This is a genomic window from Deinococcus sp. Arct2-2, from assembly GCF_004801315.1.
Taxonomy (GTDB): domain Bacteria; phylum Deinococcota; class Deinococci; order Deinococcales; family Deinococcaceae; genus Deinococcus.
On the sequence record NZ_SSNW01000046.1, the window covers coordinates 1 to 16,166 of the forward strand.

The 16,166-nt window shown below is 62.5% G+C and carries 10 protein-coding genes and 1 pseudogene; 4 read left to right on the plus strand and 7 right to left on the minus strand.

The window, feature by feature from the left end; all coding sequences use genetic code 11:
• Positions 1-222 precede the first annotated feature (222 nt).
• From E7T06_RS16610 to E7T06_RS16630, 4 genes and pseudogenes are all read right to left on the minus strand, one after another.
• Positions 223-654, minus strand: a complete 432-nt coding sequence (locus E7T06_RS16610) for a hypothetical protein (RefSeq protein ID WP_136366889.1) — start codon at positions 652-654, stop codon at positions 223-225.
• A 425-nt stretch (positions 655-1,079) separates the two neighbouring features.
• A pseudogene (locus E7T06_RS16615) lies at positions 1,080-1,289 on the minus strand (transposase); the annotation flags it as partial.
• On the minus strand, positions 1,232-2,050 hold the full coding sequence (locus E7T06_RS16620; RefSeq protein ID WP_136366890.1) for a transposase: 819 nt from the start codon (positions 2,048-2,050) through the stop codon (positions 1,232-1,234). The pseudogene E7T06_RS16615 and the gene E7T06_RS16620, both read right to left, overlap by 58 nt.
• Before the next feature lie 375 nt (positions 2,051-2,425).
• Entirely contained in the window at positions 2,426-3,271 is an 846-nt protein-coding gene (locus E7T06_RS16630; protein WP_240741122.1) for a class I SAM-dependent methyltransferase, read from the minus strand.
• Between the two features lie 182 nt (positions 3,272-3,453).
• Here E7T06_RS16630 and E7T06_RS16635 point away from each other — a divergent pair, with 182 nt between their 5' ends.
• The 3 genes from E7T06_RS16635 to E7T06_RS16645 all read left to right on the plus strand — a co-directional run bounded on the left by E7T06_RS16635 (position 3,454) and on the right by E7T06_RS16645 (position 9,127).
• Complete coding sequence (locus tag E7T06_RS16635; protein WP_136366892.1) at positions 3,454-6,273, plus strand: AAA family ATPase; 2,820 nt, start codon at positions 3,454-3,456, stop codon at positions 6,271-6,273.
• A gap of 526 nt (positions 6,274-6,799) precedes the next feature.
• The gene (locus E7T06_RS16640; RefSeq protein ID WP_136366893.1) at positions 6,800-8,023 is read left to right on the plus strand and encodes an ATP-binding protein; all 1,224 of its coding nucleotides are present in this window, start codon (positions 6,800-6,802) and stop codon (positions 8,021-8,023) included.
• Positions 8,024-8,086: 63 nt separating this feature from the next.
• Positions 8,087-9,127, plus strand: coding sequence for a chemotaxis protein CheB (locus E7T06_RS16645; RefSeq protein WP_136366894.1), 1,041 nt, complete (start codon positions 8,087-8,089; stop codon positions 9,125-9,127).
• Here the strand turns inward: E7T06_RS16645 and E7T06_RS16650 are convergent.
• Positions 9,124-11,052, minus strand: a complete 1,929-nt coding sequence (locus E7T06_RS16650) for an EAL domain-containing protein (RefSeq protein WP_136366895.1) — start codon at positions 11,050-11,052, stop codon at positions 9,124-9,126. The genes E7T06_RS16645 and E7T06_RS16650 overlap by 4 nt on opposite strands.
• Before the next feature lie 389 nt (positions 11,053-11,441).
• On the opposite strand from E7T06_RS16650, the gene E7T06_RS16655 reads away from it, so the two are divergent.
• The gene (locus E7T06_RS16655; RefSeq protein WP_136366896.1) at positions 11,442-13,673 is read left to right on the plus strand and encodes a PAS domain S-box protein; all 2,232 of its coding nucleotides are present in this window, start codon (positions 11,442-11,444) and stop codon (positions 13,671-13,673) included.
• A 324-nt stretch (positions 13,674-13,997) separates the two neighbouring features.
• Here the strand turns inward: E7T06_RS16655 and E7T06_RS16660 are convergent, their stop codons facing one another.
• Together E7T06_RS16660 and E7T06_RS16665 are read right to left on the minus strand one after the other, a co-directional pair.
• Positions 13,998-14,171: a Tn3 family transposase gene (locus E7T06_RS16660; protein WP_276605582.1), complete on the minus strand. Its 174-nt coding sequence runs from the start codon at positions 14,169-14,171 to the stop codon at positions 13,998-14,000.
• A 60-nt stretch (positions 14,172-14,231) separates the two neighbouring features.
• Positions 14,232-16,163 carry a PAS domain S-box protein gene (locus E7T06_RS16665; RefSeq protein WP_136366898.1) on the minus strand — a complete coding sequence of 644 codons (1,932 nt, stop codon included), beginning with the start codon at positions 16,161-16,163 and terminating at the stop codon, positions 14,232-14,234.
• Positions 16,164-16,166: the final 3 nt, after the last annotated feature.

Consider the following 16,166-nt stretch of genomic DNA (forward strand, 5'->3'; position numbering starts at 1 on the left):
CGCCCTTCAGGCCCTCGGAGCCACCATGATCTAAATCTTAGCAAGGATGTACTTAGATGCTGTGACTGATGCCTGTCAATTCAAATCGAGCCTTTCAGCAGAGCCTGTGTTCAGCACAGCCTTGAGCAGCGGTAGAAGAACTGAGCAGTGAATCTGGAGAGCAGGAAAAAAATATCCGCCAACACAGAGTGTTGATCTGTAAAGCAATTCAGGATTGTCTCCTCAACCTGCGAAATCAACTTCGATCAGGCGATCAAAATGATCAAACCGCCCGATCAGCATGTGATGCCCAAACATTCCGCCGTCGTCATACACCACCTCAAAGCCTTCCGGTTCCCAAGAGATAGATTCGAGCTGCGCCGTGCTAAATAGTGTCTCCACAGAAGGCTGATCCACATCCATCAAGCCGGTCAAGCGTTCAGACTGGCTGAGAACCCCTTCGACCAACGTCCGTTTGATGTCATGCTGGCGCAGACCAAAGCCTGTTAAGAAGCTGTTGACTTGACGAACCGTCCCCGCTTCAATATCCGGCACCGTAAGCCAGATCAACCCGTCCTGGTCCCGAAATTGACCTTGCCAGACTTTAAGCAGCTCATCATGCGTGAACTGTTGAGGACCGATCTGCCAGACCACCGCGCTTTCTCCGCTGCTCACCTGTCCACATCCCCTAGCAGAATGCCGAGCGAGCCACACCCCTGACCACCGATCTGGACCATGGGCCTACCTTAAGCGTTCTAGGCCGAGTGGGCTGCATGATTTCGCGGTCAGGTGAGCCACCAGTGCAGGCCAAGCCCAGCCCAGCCGGTTGCGTGTGCGATCGTGTTTCATGCAGGGGAACTGCTCCCAGTTGGTTAAAAACTTCCTACATACATCGTCAGAAGTTCTACAGGGTACGGCTAGGGCGACGAAAGCTCCGTTTCAAGTGCTACTCAGCGGCTCCGCCCCGGCTTTCCTTAGAGCATCCAACTCAAGGGCCGTTGTCTGGTCATCGGTAGAGACGCGAGTGTAGGCAACGGGAGTTAGTGCAAAACCCTGTGCCAAAAGTAGGTGTAAAAGCAATAGGGATTCTGCTGGCGAATTCAGGCGGCACGCAGTTGAGCGAAGCGCGAGCGCCTTGTTCTGACGGGCCGATCCCCGTCCAGCCAGGCACAGAGCCGAACCACATTGATTGCCAGGGCGGTCAACACATGCTGGAGAGACGTTTTTTGCAGCTCTCGATACCGGCAGTTCCTCAGTCCGAAGGCTCGAACCCCCTGTGAAAGGGTGCCCTCAATGCCCGCGCGCCGCTGGTGGCGACGCTGATGGCCTGATCAGCCGCCTTCACTTGCTGCTCGAGGAGCGCGAGCCGTGCATCGCTCCAGAGTTGGGTCGTGGCACTTGGAGGAGCCTGATGATCCGCAGCATGGCGGCGGCTTTTCTCCAAGGTGATTAGGGCAACGATGACATCACGATCCCGAACCAGAGCACGCAGTTCAAGGACATCCGCTTCTGGCGGCGTCCAGCAGGCTGGACGCATGGTCGCGCCGTATTGCGCGATGAGTGCGGCATCGAGGGTGTCGGTCTTGCCGCGCCTCAACAGACTCCGAGCGAAGAATTTGATCTTGGCCGGATTGACGACACTGACCTTGAATCCGGCGTCGTGCAGCGTGAACGCAAGGACTTCCCAGTACACGCTGGTGGATTCCATCACCACCTGCGTTTTTTGAGGCGCAGCGCCTCTCTTGTGCAGCCAGGTCAACAGATTCTGGTGACCCGCAGCAGTGTTGGCACACGGCTTGGCAGCTTTCTGTTCATCGCCGTCCAGACAAACAAAAAGCTCTGTTTTGCCGATATCGATCCCGACCATCAACATAAAAACCTCCAGTGAAGAGGGATGGTCACTGCCCTGATCAATCGACGTTACTTTGTGTTCGGGCTTGGTAGCCGCTGCAGAGGGTTGCGTCTGAGTGAATGGGTCTCGGGCCGACCATGATTTCGCCCCCGATCTTGAAGATCTATGTGGCTCACAGGTGTGTTGGCCCGAGTGGGAGTGACGCGCCCAGCTTTCCATGGCTGGGCGCAACACACAATGTGGCTACTACCCGTGGACGCATCTCGAAGCTTGGAAACCCTCGACTCAGACGGATTGTGTACAGCGCCGCCGTGGCAGCAACGCGTACCAAGACGAAAGAAAAGGCGTTTTATCAACGCCTTCGGGAACAGGGAAAACCGGGGAAAGTCGCGGTGATCGCCTTGGCACGCAAATTGCTGTGCGTCGGGTTTGCTGTGGTGAAATCCGGCTTATCCTCTGACCCAGAGTTCATGAGGCCCACTGGCGAGGCTTGACAACTCAGGCGCACAACAATATCTACAAAAATTTCAAAATTGTGTCTCTTCCCTGGCCGAAGTCAATGCGTTCCCCACCTTCCTCACGGGTGTCAGCCTCTCAGGCCCTCATGGCTTTCAGGATCAGCAGCTCTGAGTCCAGGCGAGTGGTGCCGTCTGTGGCCCGGTTGTGCTCGGTCCAGTGCGCTTCCAGGTCGTGGCGCAACGTGTCCTGCAGATCCTCAGGCAACGCCGCAAACGCGCGGTTGGTCGGGCCGTAGTAGGTGCGGTAGAACCCTACCACCTCGGCGGGGCCGAAGGGATAAGCCAGGGGGTAGGCCATGCGCTCGAAGCTGAGCGCCGTCACGCCAGTACCGAAGCGCTCGCGCAGCACGGTCTCGTCCCCCCACAGCATCGGTGAGGGCATCAGCGGCGAAGGCGGCACGTGGCGCCCGATGACCTTAAACATTCCACCAATGAAACTGGCTGGTGTCCAGCTGCCGATCACTAGCCGTCCGCCTGGTCGACACACCCGCAGTGCTTCGGCCACCACCCGGTCCGGACGCGGAGCGAACATCATGCCAACCAGGCTGCTGACCACGTCGAAGCCCGCGTCCGGGTACGGCAGGTCCTCGGCATCGCCCTCATCGAAGTGAGCGCTTAGGCCGTCGGTTCTGGCCCGCTGCCGGGCCTGCTCAATCAGGTTCGCTGCGATGTCCACCCCTGTAGCGTCGGTGCCTGCGCGCGAGGCAGGAATCACCAGTTGCCCTGCTCCGCAGGCCACGTCCAGCAGACGCTCACCAGGGTTCAGGTTCAGCCGCTGTAGGAACTCCAGGGCACCCGGTTCCAGATAGCGGGCGAAGACCCCGTAGTCGCCGCTTTCCCAGGTGGCCTTGAGACGGGTCTTGAGGGCCTGCATCTCGCTGTCTGGCTGCGCTGTCGTTCCGGTTGTCATCGTTCCAGTCATGGTGTCCTCCCAGGTGGGCCGCTGGTGTTCCCTGCTTCCCGACCTCAGGCTAGGCCACTGCTTCCGCCGACCGGTACGGGGAACTACGGTAGTTGGAAAGGCCGGCTACCGTAGTGCGCGCAGCCCTCCTGGCCGGGGGGGTACGCTGAAGGCAGGATGGACAGCATCGTGCAGGGTTTGCCATGACGGTTCTCGTCGGACGTTCGCAGGAACTGGCCGTGCTGGCCGGGGCGCTGGAACGCGCTGGTCAGGGTTTGGGGGGCGTGCTGCTGCTGGACGGCGAGGCAGGCATCGGCAAGACGCGTCTCCTCGAAGTGGCGCTGGCCGGTCAGGCACTCCAAGTTCTAGCAGGCGCGTCACGCGACACCCGGGTACGCGTACCTTACTCGCCCCTGGTGGCGCTGCTGCTGCCAGAACTGGGGGCACTGGCACCCGAGAATGGCAGCACACCCGCACTGCTGCAAGGGGCTTTGCGCGCGGCCTTGCGCCTCCTGACACAGGGGGGCCCGACAGCGCTGCTGCTCGAAGACCTGCACTGGGCCGACCACGCGACGCTCGACCTCCTTCCGCTGCTGCCGAGCTGGCTCGCAGACCGGCAAGTCCTGACGCTCGGCACCTACCGGCCCGAAGAGCTGCCGCGCGGCCACCCGCTGCGGCAGGCCCGCCAAGACCTGCGCCGGGCTGGGGTGCTGGAGGAGTTGCACCTCGGCAGTTTGACGGCGGAAAGCATCGCCGAACTGGTGGCTGGGACGGTGGGGGCACCCGTGGCCGACAGCGTATCTGACCTAGTACATGAGCGTTCAGAGGGCGTGCCGCTCTACGCCCGCGAATACGCGGCGGCCCTGCGCTCAGGGGGAAAGCTGGCCCCCAACCGCGACGGCCTGTTGGATCTGGTGCCAGGTCAGGGTGCCGTACTACCGCAGACCCTACGGGACGCGGTCCTGCTCGACGTGGACCGCCTGCTCCCCGAGGTTCAGCGGGCCGCCGAGACTGCTGCAGTGCTCGGGGCGGCCTTCGACATGGATATGCTGGACGCCCTGCTGGTGGACGAACTCCTATGTGACGCGCTGATCGGGTGTGGCCTGCTGACCGGGGATCAGGGGCGCGTGTCGTTCCGTCACGCCCTGATCCGCGACGTGGTGTACGCCGGTATTCCTTGGGGTCGCCGCCGCGGCCTGCACCGGCAGGTTGCGGCGGCGCTCACCACCACTGCTGTTTCGGCGAGCCTGATTGCAGAACATTGGCTGGCCGGGCACGAGCCAGAGCAGGCCCGCGCCGCGCTGCTGCGCTCTGCCGAGGCGTCGTGCCGGTTACACGCCTACCGCGACGCCGCCGAAGCGGCCAGCCGGGCACTGGAATTGTGGCCGAGTGGCGCCGATGAAGCGCACCGCCTTGAGGTGCTGGCGCAACTGGGGCGCTGCGCCCAGGCCTGCGGCCTGCTGAGCGAGGCGGCCCGCGCCTGGCGAGAGGCCGCGCAAGCTCACCTCGAGGCGGGTCACACCCACGGGTTCGCCGAAGCGCAGCGCCGACTCGCAGGCACCCTCGACCTGCAGGGATTGTGGGAGCAGGCCAGCGAGACGCGCCGATTGGCCGCCGAGGCCTTCGGGCGCTGCGGAGCTGCCGCCGAGGCCGCTGAGGAGCGGCTGACGCTCGGAACTACCCTACGCGCCGTGAGCCGCAATTCTGCCGCCCTTGAGGTGCTGACACTGGCCCTGAACGACGCCAGGCAGGCCGGGAGGCGCGACTTGGAAGCGCGCATTCTAGGGCAACAGGGCAATGCCTTGGCACGCAGCGGGCAGGCCGAACAGGGGCTCAGGGTCTGCCGGGACGCACTGTCCATCGCCATAAGGGGCACCTTCACCGGGGCGGCGGTCGAGGTGTTGCACCGGCTGGCGGATACTTTGGAGCACTGCGGTGATTTTCTGGGTGCGCGGGCCGCCTACGCCGACGCCTTTGAGCTGTGCGAGGAGACAGGTCCGGCCGCCTTCGCCTGCCGAGCCTGCGTGACCGTGCCGCTGTATCAGAACGGGGCGTGGGATCGGGCTGCCAGCGAGTGCCGGGTGGTGTTGACCTCGCCCCATGCGCCGCTGGCGCCGCGTGCTGTGGCGGGTGCCATGCTGGGCACCATCCTGGCGCACCGGGGGCAGCCTGCTCGCGCCCGCCCTTTCCTGACCGATGCGCCAGAGCTCGCCCAGCGGGCGGGGGTGGCGGCAGTCAAGCTCCGCGCCCTGTGGGGGCTGGCTCTGGTGGGAGAAGGATTGGGTCAAGCTGAGGAGGCGATGAACCGTGCCCGCGAACTGCTCGACATCTGGGAGGGCGTCGAGGATCATTACCACATTCTGTCGCCGATGCGTTGGGCGTCCAGTTATTTCGCCCTTCAGGGCATGGAGCAGGATCTGCGCCGCGCCACCGAGGCGCTGAACCGCGCCGCCGACCTGAATGGCGGGCCGGTCGCCTTCTCTGCCCTGGCGCACGCGCTAGGTGAGCTGGCGTGGCTGGGCGGTCACCCGGAGACGGCCTCAGGGCAGTTCGAGATCGCCGTGAACCTGCTGCGGGATTCCGACAGTCCATATGAGGAGACCTGCACCCGGCTGCGGGCTGGACAGGTGCTAGCGGTTTTGGGCCGTGCGGAGGAAGCCAAAGAACACCTGAGCACCGCGCACCGCGTCGCCCGCAACCTGAATGCTGTGATGCTGACCCAGCAGGCAGCCGCCGCACTGGAAGGGCTAGGCGTGGTGACTGGACGCAGAGGCGTCCGGCCCACTGGCGAGCCCGCGAACGGCCTGACCCGGCGCCAGAGCGAGGTTCTGAAGCTGGTGGCACTGGGCCGCAGCGACAAGGCTATCGCGCAGGAACTGCGGCTCAGTCCCCGCACGGTTGAGATGCATATGAGCCACATCCTGGCGAGCTTGGACAGCCGTTCCCGAACCGAGGCGGTCAGGAAAGCGGCCGAACAGGGACTGCTGGATTGGCGGGGTAGTCCTGGCCCAGGTATCACCTGAGAGAGAAGTCACCACAATCTGGAAGCAGCCCCCCTACGTAGGCGATATGGCGACACGAGGAGACGGAGAAACACCCATTCTCAAGCGCTGCTCTCCGAATCGCGTTGTCCCTGACCCTGAATGTTAGTAGTCTCCTGTCATGCAGAAACGGCCAGATCTGCACAGAATGAATGGGGCTGGCAAACACGATCATTGTGCATTGTGAAAGCCTGTTGCACGGATGAACACAAAAGCAACAAGCTTTCGCAACAAGAAAGTGCCGTGTTCATCAGAGCCCTACCACCTGTGCAAATCCCTCCCTTTTGCAAAGCCTTGAAGTGGAATCCTGGGCGAGTTGGACAACTTGCGACCCTTCGCTGGGTTAAGCCCTGTTGGGTTCTGGGCCAGGCAGTGGGAGGTCGGCGCCCTCCTGACGGAACACTACTGTTGAGCACTCGCACTCGGGCTATGCTGGCGTGACGGGACAGGCTTGAGGTGGACACGCGTCTGGAAGGCTTGAAGCTCGACTTCACGCCGGGGAGCACCCATGAATTCGCACACCGACCTCCAACAGCGCTTCGAAGCCCAGGCCCATACCCTCCAGATTCATCAAGTCGAGCTCGAAGCCCAGAACGAAGAGCTGCGCCAGACCAACCTGGAATTGGAGCTGGCCCGCAACCAGTACGCCGACCTATTCCAGGCGGCCCCCGTGGGTTACGTCGTCTGTGATTCGGCCGGCACCATTCAGCAGATCAACGCCCTGGGCTGCGCCCAATTGGGCTCCCCAGAGATCCACCTCATCGGGCGTCCGTTCGCCCTCTTTGTCGATCCCACTCAGCGGCCCCACCTGGCCACCCTGCTGAACCACGTGTGGACCCGCGCAGACGGACCTCACCGCACCGAGCTGCAGATGCACGGTTCAGATGGCCGCTGGTGGCAGGCCCAGCTGGAATGCACCTCCTTGCACACCCCCGCGGGCTGGCGGGCACGCATGGTGCTCACCGACGTCACCGCGCTGAAATCGGCTCAACAGGAAGCCGATGAACGCCGCCAAGAGGCCCAGAGCCTGAATGCCGAACTCCAGACCTTCCTGCGCGCCCTGACCCAAGACCTGACCGGGCCACAGCGGCAGATCCAAGGCTTTGCCCAGTTCCTCAAGGACAGCCTGACCCCCGCCGATGTGAAGAGTGCCAAAGTCCTCCAGCATTTGCTGGAGGCCGCCTCCGACTTGGGAACGCTCACGACCGCCCTGACTGAATTTTTCCAGAGTACCCAGCCCAGCACGCACCGCACTCAGGTCAACCTCAACCACTTGGTCTCCGGTCTAGCTCATGACCTCGAACCCGAGTGGCCGGGCCGGGAGGTCAAGCTGACGTATGACTCTCTGCCCACCATCTGGGGCAGTCCTCAACAGCTCCGGCTGATCTTCAAACACCTGCTGTCCAACGCGGTCAAATTCACCGGGCCTCGCCCGGAGGCCCAAATTCATGTGGGAGTTCAGGAACACAGGGAAGCCTACGTGTTCAGCGTGCGGGACAACGGCGTGGGCTTCGATCCGGCGCAGAACGAGCGGCTCTTCACGCTGTTTGGGCGGCTGCACCGCCCCCGCGACTTCAAGGGGCAAGGACTGGGCTTGGCGCTCGTCAAACGCATAGTGCAGCACCTTCACGGTCAGGTCTGGGCGGACAGTGTCCCCGGTGAAGGCGCCGTGTTCTGGGTTCAATTGCCCAAGCCGGAGGGTGCCGTCACGCCCACAGACTCTGCAGCGTAAGCACCAAGTCTGGGTTCAGAAACACTGAAGGCTGCTGGCGTGCCTTTAGGCCACACTGGGGCTATGCTTCCACACCGACTGGTGGTCATTGGCGCGTCTGCGGGGGGGATGCACCCCCTGCAACTCTTGGCGGCCGGGCTGCCAGCCGACTTCCCCGCCACCGTGTGCATCGTCTTGCACATCCCCGCCCATGTACCCAGTTTCTTGCCCGAGATCTTGGGCCGGGCCGGGCCGCTCCCGGTCTCGACTCCGGTTCAAGGTGAACCCCTGTTGCCGGGGCACATCTACTGTGCCCCGCCCGATCATCACCTGCTCGTCGAAGAAGGCCGCTTCAGTGTGACTAAGGGCCCCAAAGAAAACCGGATGCGCCCGGCGGTGGACACCCTGTTCCGTTCAGCGGCCTACAGCGAGGGGCCAAACGTCATTGGGGTGGTGCTCTCGGGCCTGCTGGATGACGGTACCTCGGGGCTGTGGACAGTCAAGCACTTTGGCGGCAGGGCGGTCGTCCAAGATCCCGAGGACGCCCAGTACAACTCGATGCCGAAGAGTGCAGCAGATCAGGTGGACATTGACCACACGGTGACGGCTGAGGGACTGGCCGCCTTGCTGATCCGCTTGGTGGCCGAGCCCATGGGGACGGAGGTGCATGTTGACGAGGGTGACCGGGAACGGGTGGGGATTGAAGTCAGTATTGCCAGCACGGCACATGCGTTCCGGAAAGGCGTCATGAAGTTCGGCCAAGTGACGCCCCAGACCTGCCCGGAATGTGGCGGCGTGTTGGTACAAATTAAGGAGGGGGGCATTACCCGCTACCGCTGCCATACCGGTCACGCCTATACGGGCGACACGCTGCTGGTCAGCGTGACGGAGAAGATCGAAGATACCTTGTGGATCACCATGCGGGCCTTAGAGGAAGCCAGCATGCTGCTGGAGAACACCGGCCGGGAACTGGAAGCCAATGGACAGACCCGGCTGGCCAGTGAATACCTGCGGAAGGCTGAAGAGATGGAAGACCGCACCCAGCGGATCTTTCAGAACATCACCGAGAATCAAGCCCTCAGTGACGAGCAGCTCATCTACGACACCGCCAAGGAAGAGGTCTAACGGGCGCCAGAGTTCAGGAACGTGGCCAGCTGATCGGCGGGCAGGGGCGGGGCGAAGAGATACCCTTGGCCGACGGTCAGGCCCAACGCCATGAGTTGGGCGCGTTGTGCTTCGGTTTCAACACCTTCAGCGACCACCGTCAAGCCCAAGGTGTGGCCCACGACGGCGATGGTTCTAACCAATTCCCGGTTCTGATCCAGCGTCGTCACGAACGAGCGGTCAATTTTAAGCATCCGCAAGGGGAAGCGGTGCAGGCTGCTCAGGGAGGAAACCCCGATCCCGAAATCGTCGACCACCAGTTCGATCCCGGCGGCGTGTAAGACCTGCAGGGTGGCTGCGTCGGTGTCCGCAGGCTGGGTCAGCACCCGTTCAGTGATCTCAATCAAGACCTGCCATGGGGCGGGCAACGCCGTCCCGGCGAGGTGCGCGGCCACGTCGGCCACTTGCCCCAAGTGCGCGGCTGACACATTGACATTCAGCCACAGTGCCGGGAACTGGGCTGAATCGACCGGCCAGCGGGCCAGTTCCCTGGCTGCCGTCTGCAGCACCCAGCCGTCGAACTGGCCCATCAGCCCCAGCTCTTCGGCCAGGGGCACAAACGCGCCGGCGGACAAGAGCCCCTGCTGGGGATGCTGCCAATGGATTAAGGCTTCGAGACCCAGCAGCCCCCCATCTTTCAGCGCGACGATGGGTTGATAGTGCACCCGCAGTTCGTCACGTTCGAGCGCGTGCCGCAGGTCGCCCTCCAATGCCAAGCGGCCTCGGAACTCGTCGCGCATGGCGGGTTCAAACAGCCGGGTGCCCGCCGGCCCACCCCGTTTGGCTTGGTAGAGGGCCAAATCTACGTCCCGGAGAATCTCTTCCGAGGTGTGGTACTCGGCGGTGACCAGCAAGACCCCGCTGCCGATCTGAATGAACAGCTCTTGGCCTTCGACGATGAACGGACCGAGGAGCGCGTGTTCCAGCCGGGCCATCACCCGGGAAACGACGGCCTGATCCGCCACGCCGTGGAGCAGCACCGCGAACTCATCGCCGCCGAGCCGGGCCACGTGATCCGTGGGCCGGATCACGCTGTGCAGGCGCCGGGCCAGTTCCTGAAGCACATGATCCCCTGCCGGATGGCCCAGAGTGTCATTGATGCGTTTGAAGCGGTCCACGTCGCAGAAGAGCACCGCGAACGGTTCTCCTCGCTGGTGCAGACCCTCGAGCGCCAGGAGAAGACATTCCTCAAAGGCGGCCCGGTTGGGCAGGCCGGTCAGGGCATCATGCCGCGCCTGATGCCGGAACTGGGCACTCAAGGCATGGAATTGCTGGGTGCCTTCACGCACCCGGTCTTCCAGAGTGGCGTTCAGATCATGCAACGCCCCTTGGGCTTTAACCAAGGGCGTCAGGTCGGTCAGGCTCAAGAGATAGGTCGCCTGATCCTGTGGGGGATGGGGCAGCGCCAAGACCTGCAGGTGCACGTCCAACAGCTGGTTCCCGCTGGGGATCAGCCTGAAGGGCTGGCCCCCAGTGGCGCCAGGGACGGACAGGACGCGCAGCAGCTGGTTAAAGGCTGCACGTTGAGCAGGAGCAATGAACTGCAAGAAGCGCCGGGTCAGCAGGTGACCTCTCTGGAAACCGAGCAAGCGTTCTCCCGCCGGATTGACATTCAGCACCATGGCTTGCGCGTCGAGCGTCAAGTAGGCGGTGGGCACGTGCTCATACAGGCTGTGCTGGAGCTGGTGTTCGCGTTCGAGTTCGGCCACGGTGAGCTGGAGCTCTTCGTTTTGTGCGGTGAGTTCCGCGTGATAGACGTGGAGTTCATAGTTCAGGGCTTCTGCAGGCCAGCCCGCCCAGAGCGGCAGCGGTGAGGTGGAGCGGACGTGGTGTTCGGCTTGCGCTCGGAGGTGCTGGGCTTCAAACACAGGGTCTGGATTAGTCATGTCGCCTCAGGGAGGGGCCGGGGACTGGAGGGGTGGACAGTGGACAAGCGGCGCCTCTCCCAAATCCGTTTGCGGACGGGGAATGTTAGGTATATTACAGAGTTGTTCAGTGGATGGGATGTGAATCTGGCCAAGCTCAACGACGAGAAACGAGCGCTCAGCATTTGGACACCGGTTGGATAACTCTGCATCCACAGTCCCTGCACGAGTCCTCTCTGGTCTGTCTGGGCGTCTTGCAGCACGGAGTTGCTCTTGGGCGGACTACCTCTGTTTTATGACGTCTCCTCGCGTTCCAGCCGGACAGGGCGTCCTCCCGTATACTTCGAACTGACAGCGGGATGCGATAACGCCGGGAACCGTTTGGGGAACGAACAATTCAGGAGATCGCTATGGACACCTCGTACACCCTTTCGCCCGATCTCCAGCTCCTGAGTCAGACCCTGGCTGCCTGTGCTATTGGCGTCATCATCACGGACGCTCTTCAAGCCGATCAGCCGATCGTGTACGTCAATCCAGCATTTGAGCACCTCAGCGGGTACTCGGCAGTTGAGTTGATCGGGCGCAATTGCCGCTTCCTGCAGGGTCAAGACCGCGGTCAGCCTGGCGTGGTAGAGATCAAGCAAGCTCTTGCACAGGGACGCAGCACCACCGTGACCCTGCGCAACTACCACAAGGACGGTACCCTGTTTCACAACGAGCTGACCATCAGCCCGATTCACGACCAGGCAGGCAAGGTCACGCACTTTGTCGGCTTCCAGAACGATGTGACTGCACGCGAACGGGCCTACCAGAGCGAAGCCCAGGCCCACGGGCGGCTCACCTCGACCCTCAACCGCACGACCGAAGGCTTTGCCGCCCTCGACTGGGACGGAACCATCACCTATATCAACAGTTCTGCGTCCAGCCTGCTGGGCAGGTCATCAGCCGAGCTGCTCGGGCACAACTTCTTTACCACCTTTCCTGAACTCGAAGACCGGACCCTGGGGCGCGCCCTCCGCATGTCGCAGGAAAATAGAGCGCCTCAGCGGGCCGTCAGTTACCTGCCGACCCTCCGAAGGTGGGTCGAAATGACGATCGAAACATCGGATGAGGGCCTGTGGATCGTCAGCCGAGATATCACGGCCCAGAGAACCGCCGAGGAGGAGCACGCGTATTTAGCCGCCATTGTTCAGGCCAGCCATGATGCCATCATTGGGGTAACGCTCGACGGCACCATCCGGGCCTGGAATGCAGGTGCGGAGCACCTGTATCAGCACGCCGCTGCAGAGATGGTCGGGCAGTCGATCACGATGATCGTGCCGCCTGAGTTCCATGAGCAGCAGCAGCAGGCCTTCGAACTCGCCCGAAGCGGCCAGCGGACTCAGCCCTTCGAGTCGGTCAGGCTGACCAAAGGGGGTCACCGGCTTCCCGTGGTGGTCAGTGTCTCCCCGATCATCAACGTGGCGGGTGAAGTGATCGGCCTGTCCAAGCTCGCGCATGACATCAGCGAGCGCAAGGTCGCCGAAGTCAGGATTCAGGCCCTCCATGAGGATCTTCAGCAGCAGGTTCGGCGCATCACCGCGCTGCGGGAGATCGACCAAGCCATTGTCTCGAGTGGGGAACTTTCCATCACGCTGGGCATGATCCTCGACAACATCAGGCATCAGTTGGGTGTAGACGCCGCAACGGTGTTGCTGCTCAACGCCTCTACCCTGACGCTCGAGTACACCGCCGCGCGTGGCTTTACCACCGCACTTCAGGGGTTCACCGTCCGGTTGGGTGAAGAGTTGTCTGGGCGGGTCGCGCTGACCCGTCAACCGCTTAGCATCCCTGATTTACAGAACGTGCTGGTGTCTCAGCCCTGGCGCGAGATGTTAAACAAGCATCACCTGATGGCGTATTACGCGGCACCGATCATCGCCAATGGGAAGGTGCTGGGCGTGCTCGAAGTGCTTCACTCTCAGCCGTTCGAGCCGTCTTCGGTCTGGCTCGAGATTTTTGAACTGCTGATCAGTCAGGCTGCCATTGCCGTCGACAATGCGGGCCTATTTCGGTCACTTGAACACACCACCTTGGAATTACGTTTTGCCTATGAGGAAACCATTGAAGGCTGGGCGCGGGCCCTGGACCTGCGCGACCATGAAACAGAAGGCCACTCAAGGCGCGTGACTGAACTGACGGTGAGGCTGTGCCAGCACTTGGGCCTTCGTGCGCAGCAACTGGTCGATGTGCGCCGCGGGGCCCTGCTGCACGACATCGGCAAGATGGGCGTGCCGGACGCGATCCTGCTCAAGCCCGACAAGCTCACGCCGGAGGAGTGGGACAAGATGAAGCAGCATCCCCGCTTGGCGGTGGAGCTGCTCTCGTCCATCAAATTCCTGCGGCCGGCGTTGGATATCCCGCAGTATCACCATGAAAAATGGGATGGCAGCGGGTATCCGCTGGGCCTGAAGGGCAAGGACATCCCTTTGGCAGCACGGGCATTTGCGATAGTGGATGTGTATGACGCCCTGACCAGTGACCGGCCTTACCGGAAAGCATGGACTCGGGAGCAGGCCATCAACCACATCAGAAACGAGGCCAATGCCCACTTCGACCCCAGTGTGGTCGAGGTGTTCATCCAACTCATAGAAATGCCCTGAACTGGCGCCTGTTCTATCCCCAAGGACGCCACTGATTCGGGCAGTTGTCTTCTCTCGTCAGCAGCGAGCGCCTGTCTTGGGCGATCCGCTGGCTGGGAACGCACTACACCAGGCCCCTGAACGTTACAGAACTCGCGGAGCACGTGGGCCTGAGCCCTGCGGCGTTTCACCGGATGGTCAAAGAACGGCTATGAGTCCCTTGCACTCTCAGAAGATCCTGCGGCTCTCCGAAGCCCAGCAGCACTAGGCCGCCCACTGCCGAAACCATCCTACTGGGGCTTAACCTGGCGAAGGCCGAATTTTTGGCTAACTCGGCCGTGCGGGCTAGCCGTTGAGCAGCCGCTCGTGCATGTCCAGTGCGAAGGTGCCGTAGGGGTTGATGTGCTGCTCCTTCACTGGCGCCAGGGCCCGCAGGTCTGGTTCGGTCAGCCGGCCCTGCCACTCTGGTTCCGCGAGCACTTGCTGCATCATCAGGGTGTTGCTGTAGACCCGGCATATTCCAGTCCACGCGGCATTGCTGGCTGGACATGACTGGACGACGCACCGCCTCTCGGCGCCTCAGGCGGCTTCAGGGCCCGCCTGGGCGTGGATCATCTGCATGAAGATCTGAACCAGATCGGGATCGAAATGGGTGCTGGCCCCACTCTGAAGATGCTCCAGGGCTCGTTCCTTGGTCCAGGCCCGACGGTAGGGGCGGTGACTGGTCAGCGCGTCGTAGACATCGACGAGGGCGAACGCTCGGGCGGCCACAGGAATGTCAGTGCCTCTAAGGCCCAAGGGATAGCCGCTGCCGTCCCACTTCTCGTGATGGTACTCCGGGATGTCCAGGGCGGGGCGCAGGAACTTGATCGGTCGGAGCAGGGCCACGGCGTAGCCTGGATGTTTTCTCATCTCCACCCACTCCTCGTCGGTGAGCGCGCCGGGCTTGAGCAGCACCGCGTCCCGGATCCCCATCTTGCCGATGTCGTGCAGCAGCGCGCCGCGGCGCACATGGACGAGTTCCTCGGGCGGCATACCCAACTGCTGACACAGCGCGACTGTCTGCTCCGTCACGCGTCTAGAATGGCCTTCCGTTTCGTGATCCCGCAGATCCAGCGCCCGGGCCCAGCCTTCAATGGTTTCGTCGTATGCCAGGCGCAACTCCAGGTTGCTCCGTTCCAGTTCCTGCAGGAGCTGAGCATTCTCGACGGCGATGCTGGCCTGTCCCAACAGGGTGGCGAGCTTTTCCAGCCACCCCTCGGAGGGCATGAATCGGCGCTGATGCATCACCTCAATCACCCCGATCACCTTGCCTTTGGCGATCAGCGGCGCGGCGTAATACGAGGTGACGCCTTCGCGCCTGAGCACCTGCTGCCAGTCCGGTGCGAGGAGGACCGTCTTCAGGTCCGAGACGCTGACCGCCTGACGGTTCAGCACCGCCCGACCGGCGAGCACGTCGGTGAGCATCACCGCTGACCCCTGCAGCATGGTGCTGTGCAGGCCGCGGGTGGCCACATATTCGAGGGTGAGGGTGTGTGGATTGAGGGTCAGCGCGGTGGCCGCGTCTGCGCCGAGGTGCTGGCGGATGTTCCCAAGAATCAGCCCCAGGGAGGTGGTGAGATCGCCACTCGAGGCGATGGCCTGGTCGATCTCACGCAGCCCGGTGATGTACCGCACCTGCTGCTCGAGCGTCTGGTTGAGCAGCCGGATATTGCGCTGGGCGAGCTGCAAAACGGTGATGTCGCGCATCATCTTGGCCACGCCGATGACCTGACCCTGCGGATTGCGGATCGCCGCAACCGTTATCATGACCGGGATGCGCCGACCGTCCCGGGCGATCCGGACGGTTTCGAAGGCTTCAACGCGCTCACCCTGCGAGACCTGATGGAAGATGAGGCGCGTCTCGCTGTGCAATTCAGACGGGATGATGAGGGTCATCGGTTGACCGATGGCCTGTGCCGCCGTATAGCCGTACAACTCCCCGGCCCCCGCGTTCCAGGAGCGGATGACGTCGTCGAGGCCTACGCCGACGATCGCGTTGTGACTGGCCTGGACGATGGCCGCCAGAAAGGCCTGATCTTCCTCTGCCGCCCGCCGCTGGGTCACGTCGCGGGCCACACCGTAGAGCAGGGCGTCTCCTGGCTCCAGCATGACGTTCCACTCGAGCCACACGATCTGGCCCTGCTTGTGGAGGTAGCGGTTTTGAAAGACTGTCAAGATCCCCGTCTCATTCAGGTCGTCACGCTCGGTGCGGGTCTTGGGATGGTCATCGGGATGCACGAAGTCGAGGTAAGATCGGCCGATCAACTCCCCAGGCATGTAGCCCAGGATGCGCTCACAGGCCGCACTGATGCTGACGAATCGGTCGTCCAAACCGATCGTCACGATCATGTCCAGCGAGAGATCAAGGGTGTGCTGCAACTTCATAGCGAGGTGGCGGGAGCGTTGCTCACTCTCTTCAAGCTCTCGCTGTGCACGTTTTTCCGGCGTGATGTTGCGGACCAGCGTCACGAC

Coding starts and splice junctions, on each gene's coding strand:
- E7T06_RS16620 (WP_136366890.1), bottom strand. CDS start 2,050: ATGGAAAGCTGGGCGCGTCACTCCCACTCGGGCCAACACACCTGTGAG.
- E7T06_RS16630 (WP_240741122.1), bottom strand. CDS start 3,271: ATGACTGGAACGATGACAACCGGAACGACAGCGCAGCCAGACAGCGAG.
- E7T06_RS16635 (WP_136366892.1), top strand. CDS start 3,454: ATGACGGTTCTCGTCGGACGTTCGCAGGAACTGGCCGTGCTGGCCGGG.
- E7T06_RS16640 (WP_136366893.1), top strand. CDS start 6,800: ATGAATTCGCACACCGACCTCCAACAGCGCTTCGAAGCCCAGGCCCAT.
- E7T06_RS16645 (WP_136366894.1), top strand. CDS start 8,087: ATGCTTCCACACCGACTGGTGGTCATTGGCGCGTCTGCGGGGGGGATG.
- E7T06_RS16650 (WP_136366895.1), bottom strand. CDS start 11,052: ATGACTAATCCAGACCCTGTGTTTGAAGCCCAGCACCTCCGAGCGCAA.
- E7T06_RS16655 (WP_136366896.1), top strand. CDS start 11,442: ATGGACACCTCGTACACCCTTTCGCCCGATCTCCAGCTCCTGAGTCAG.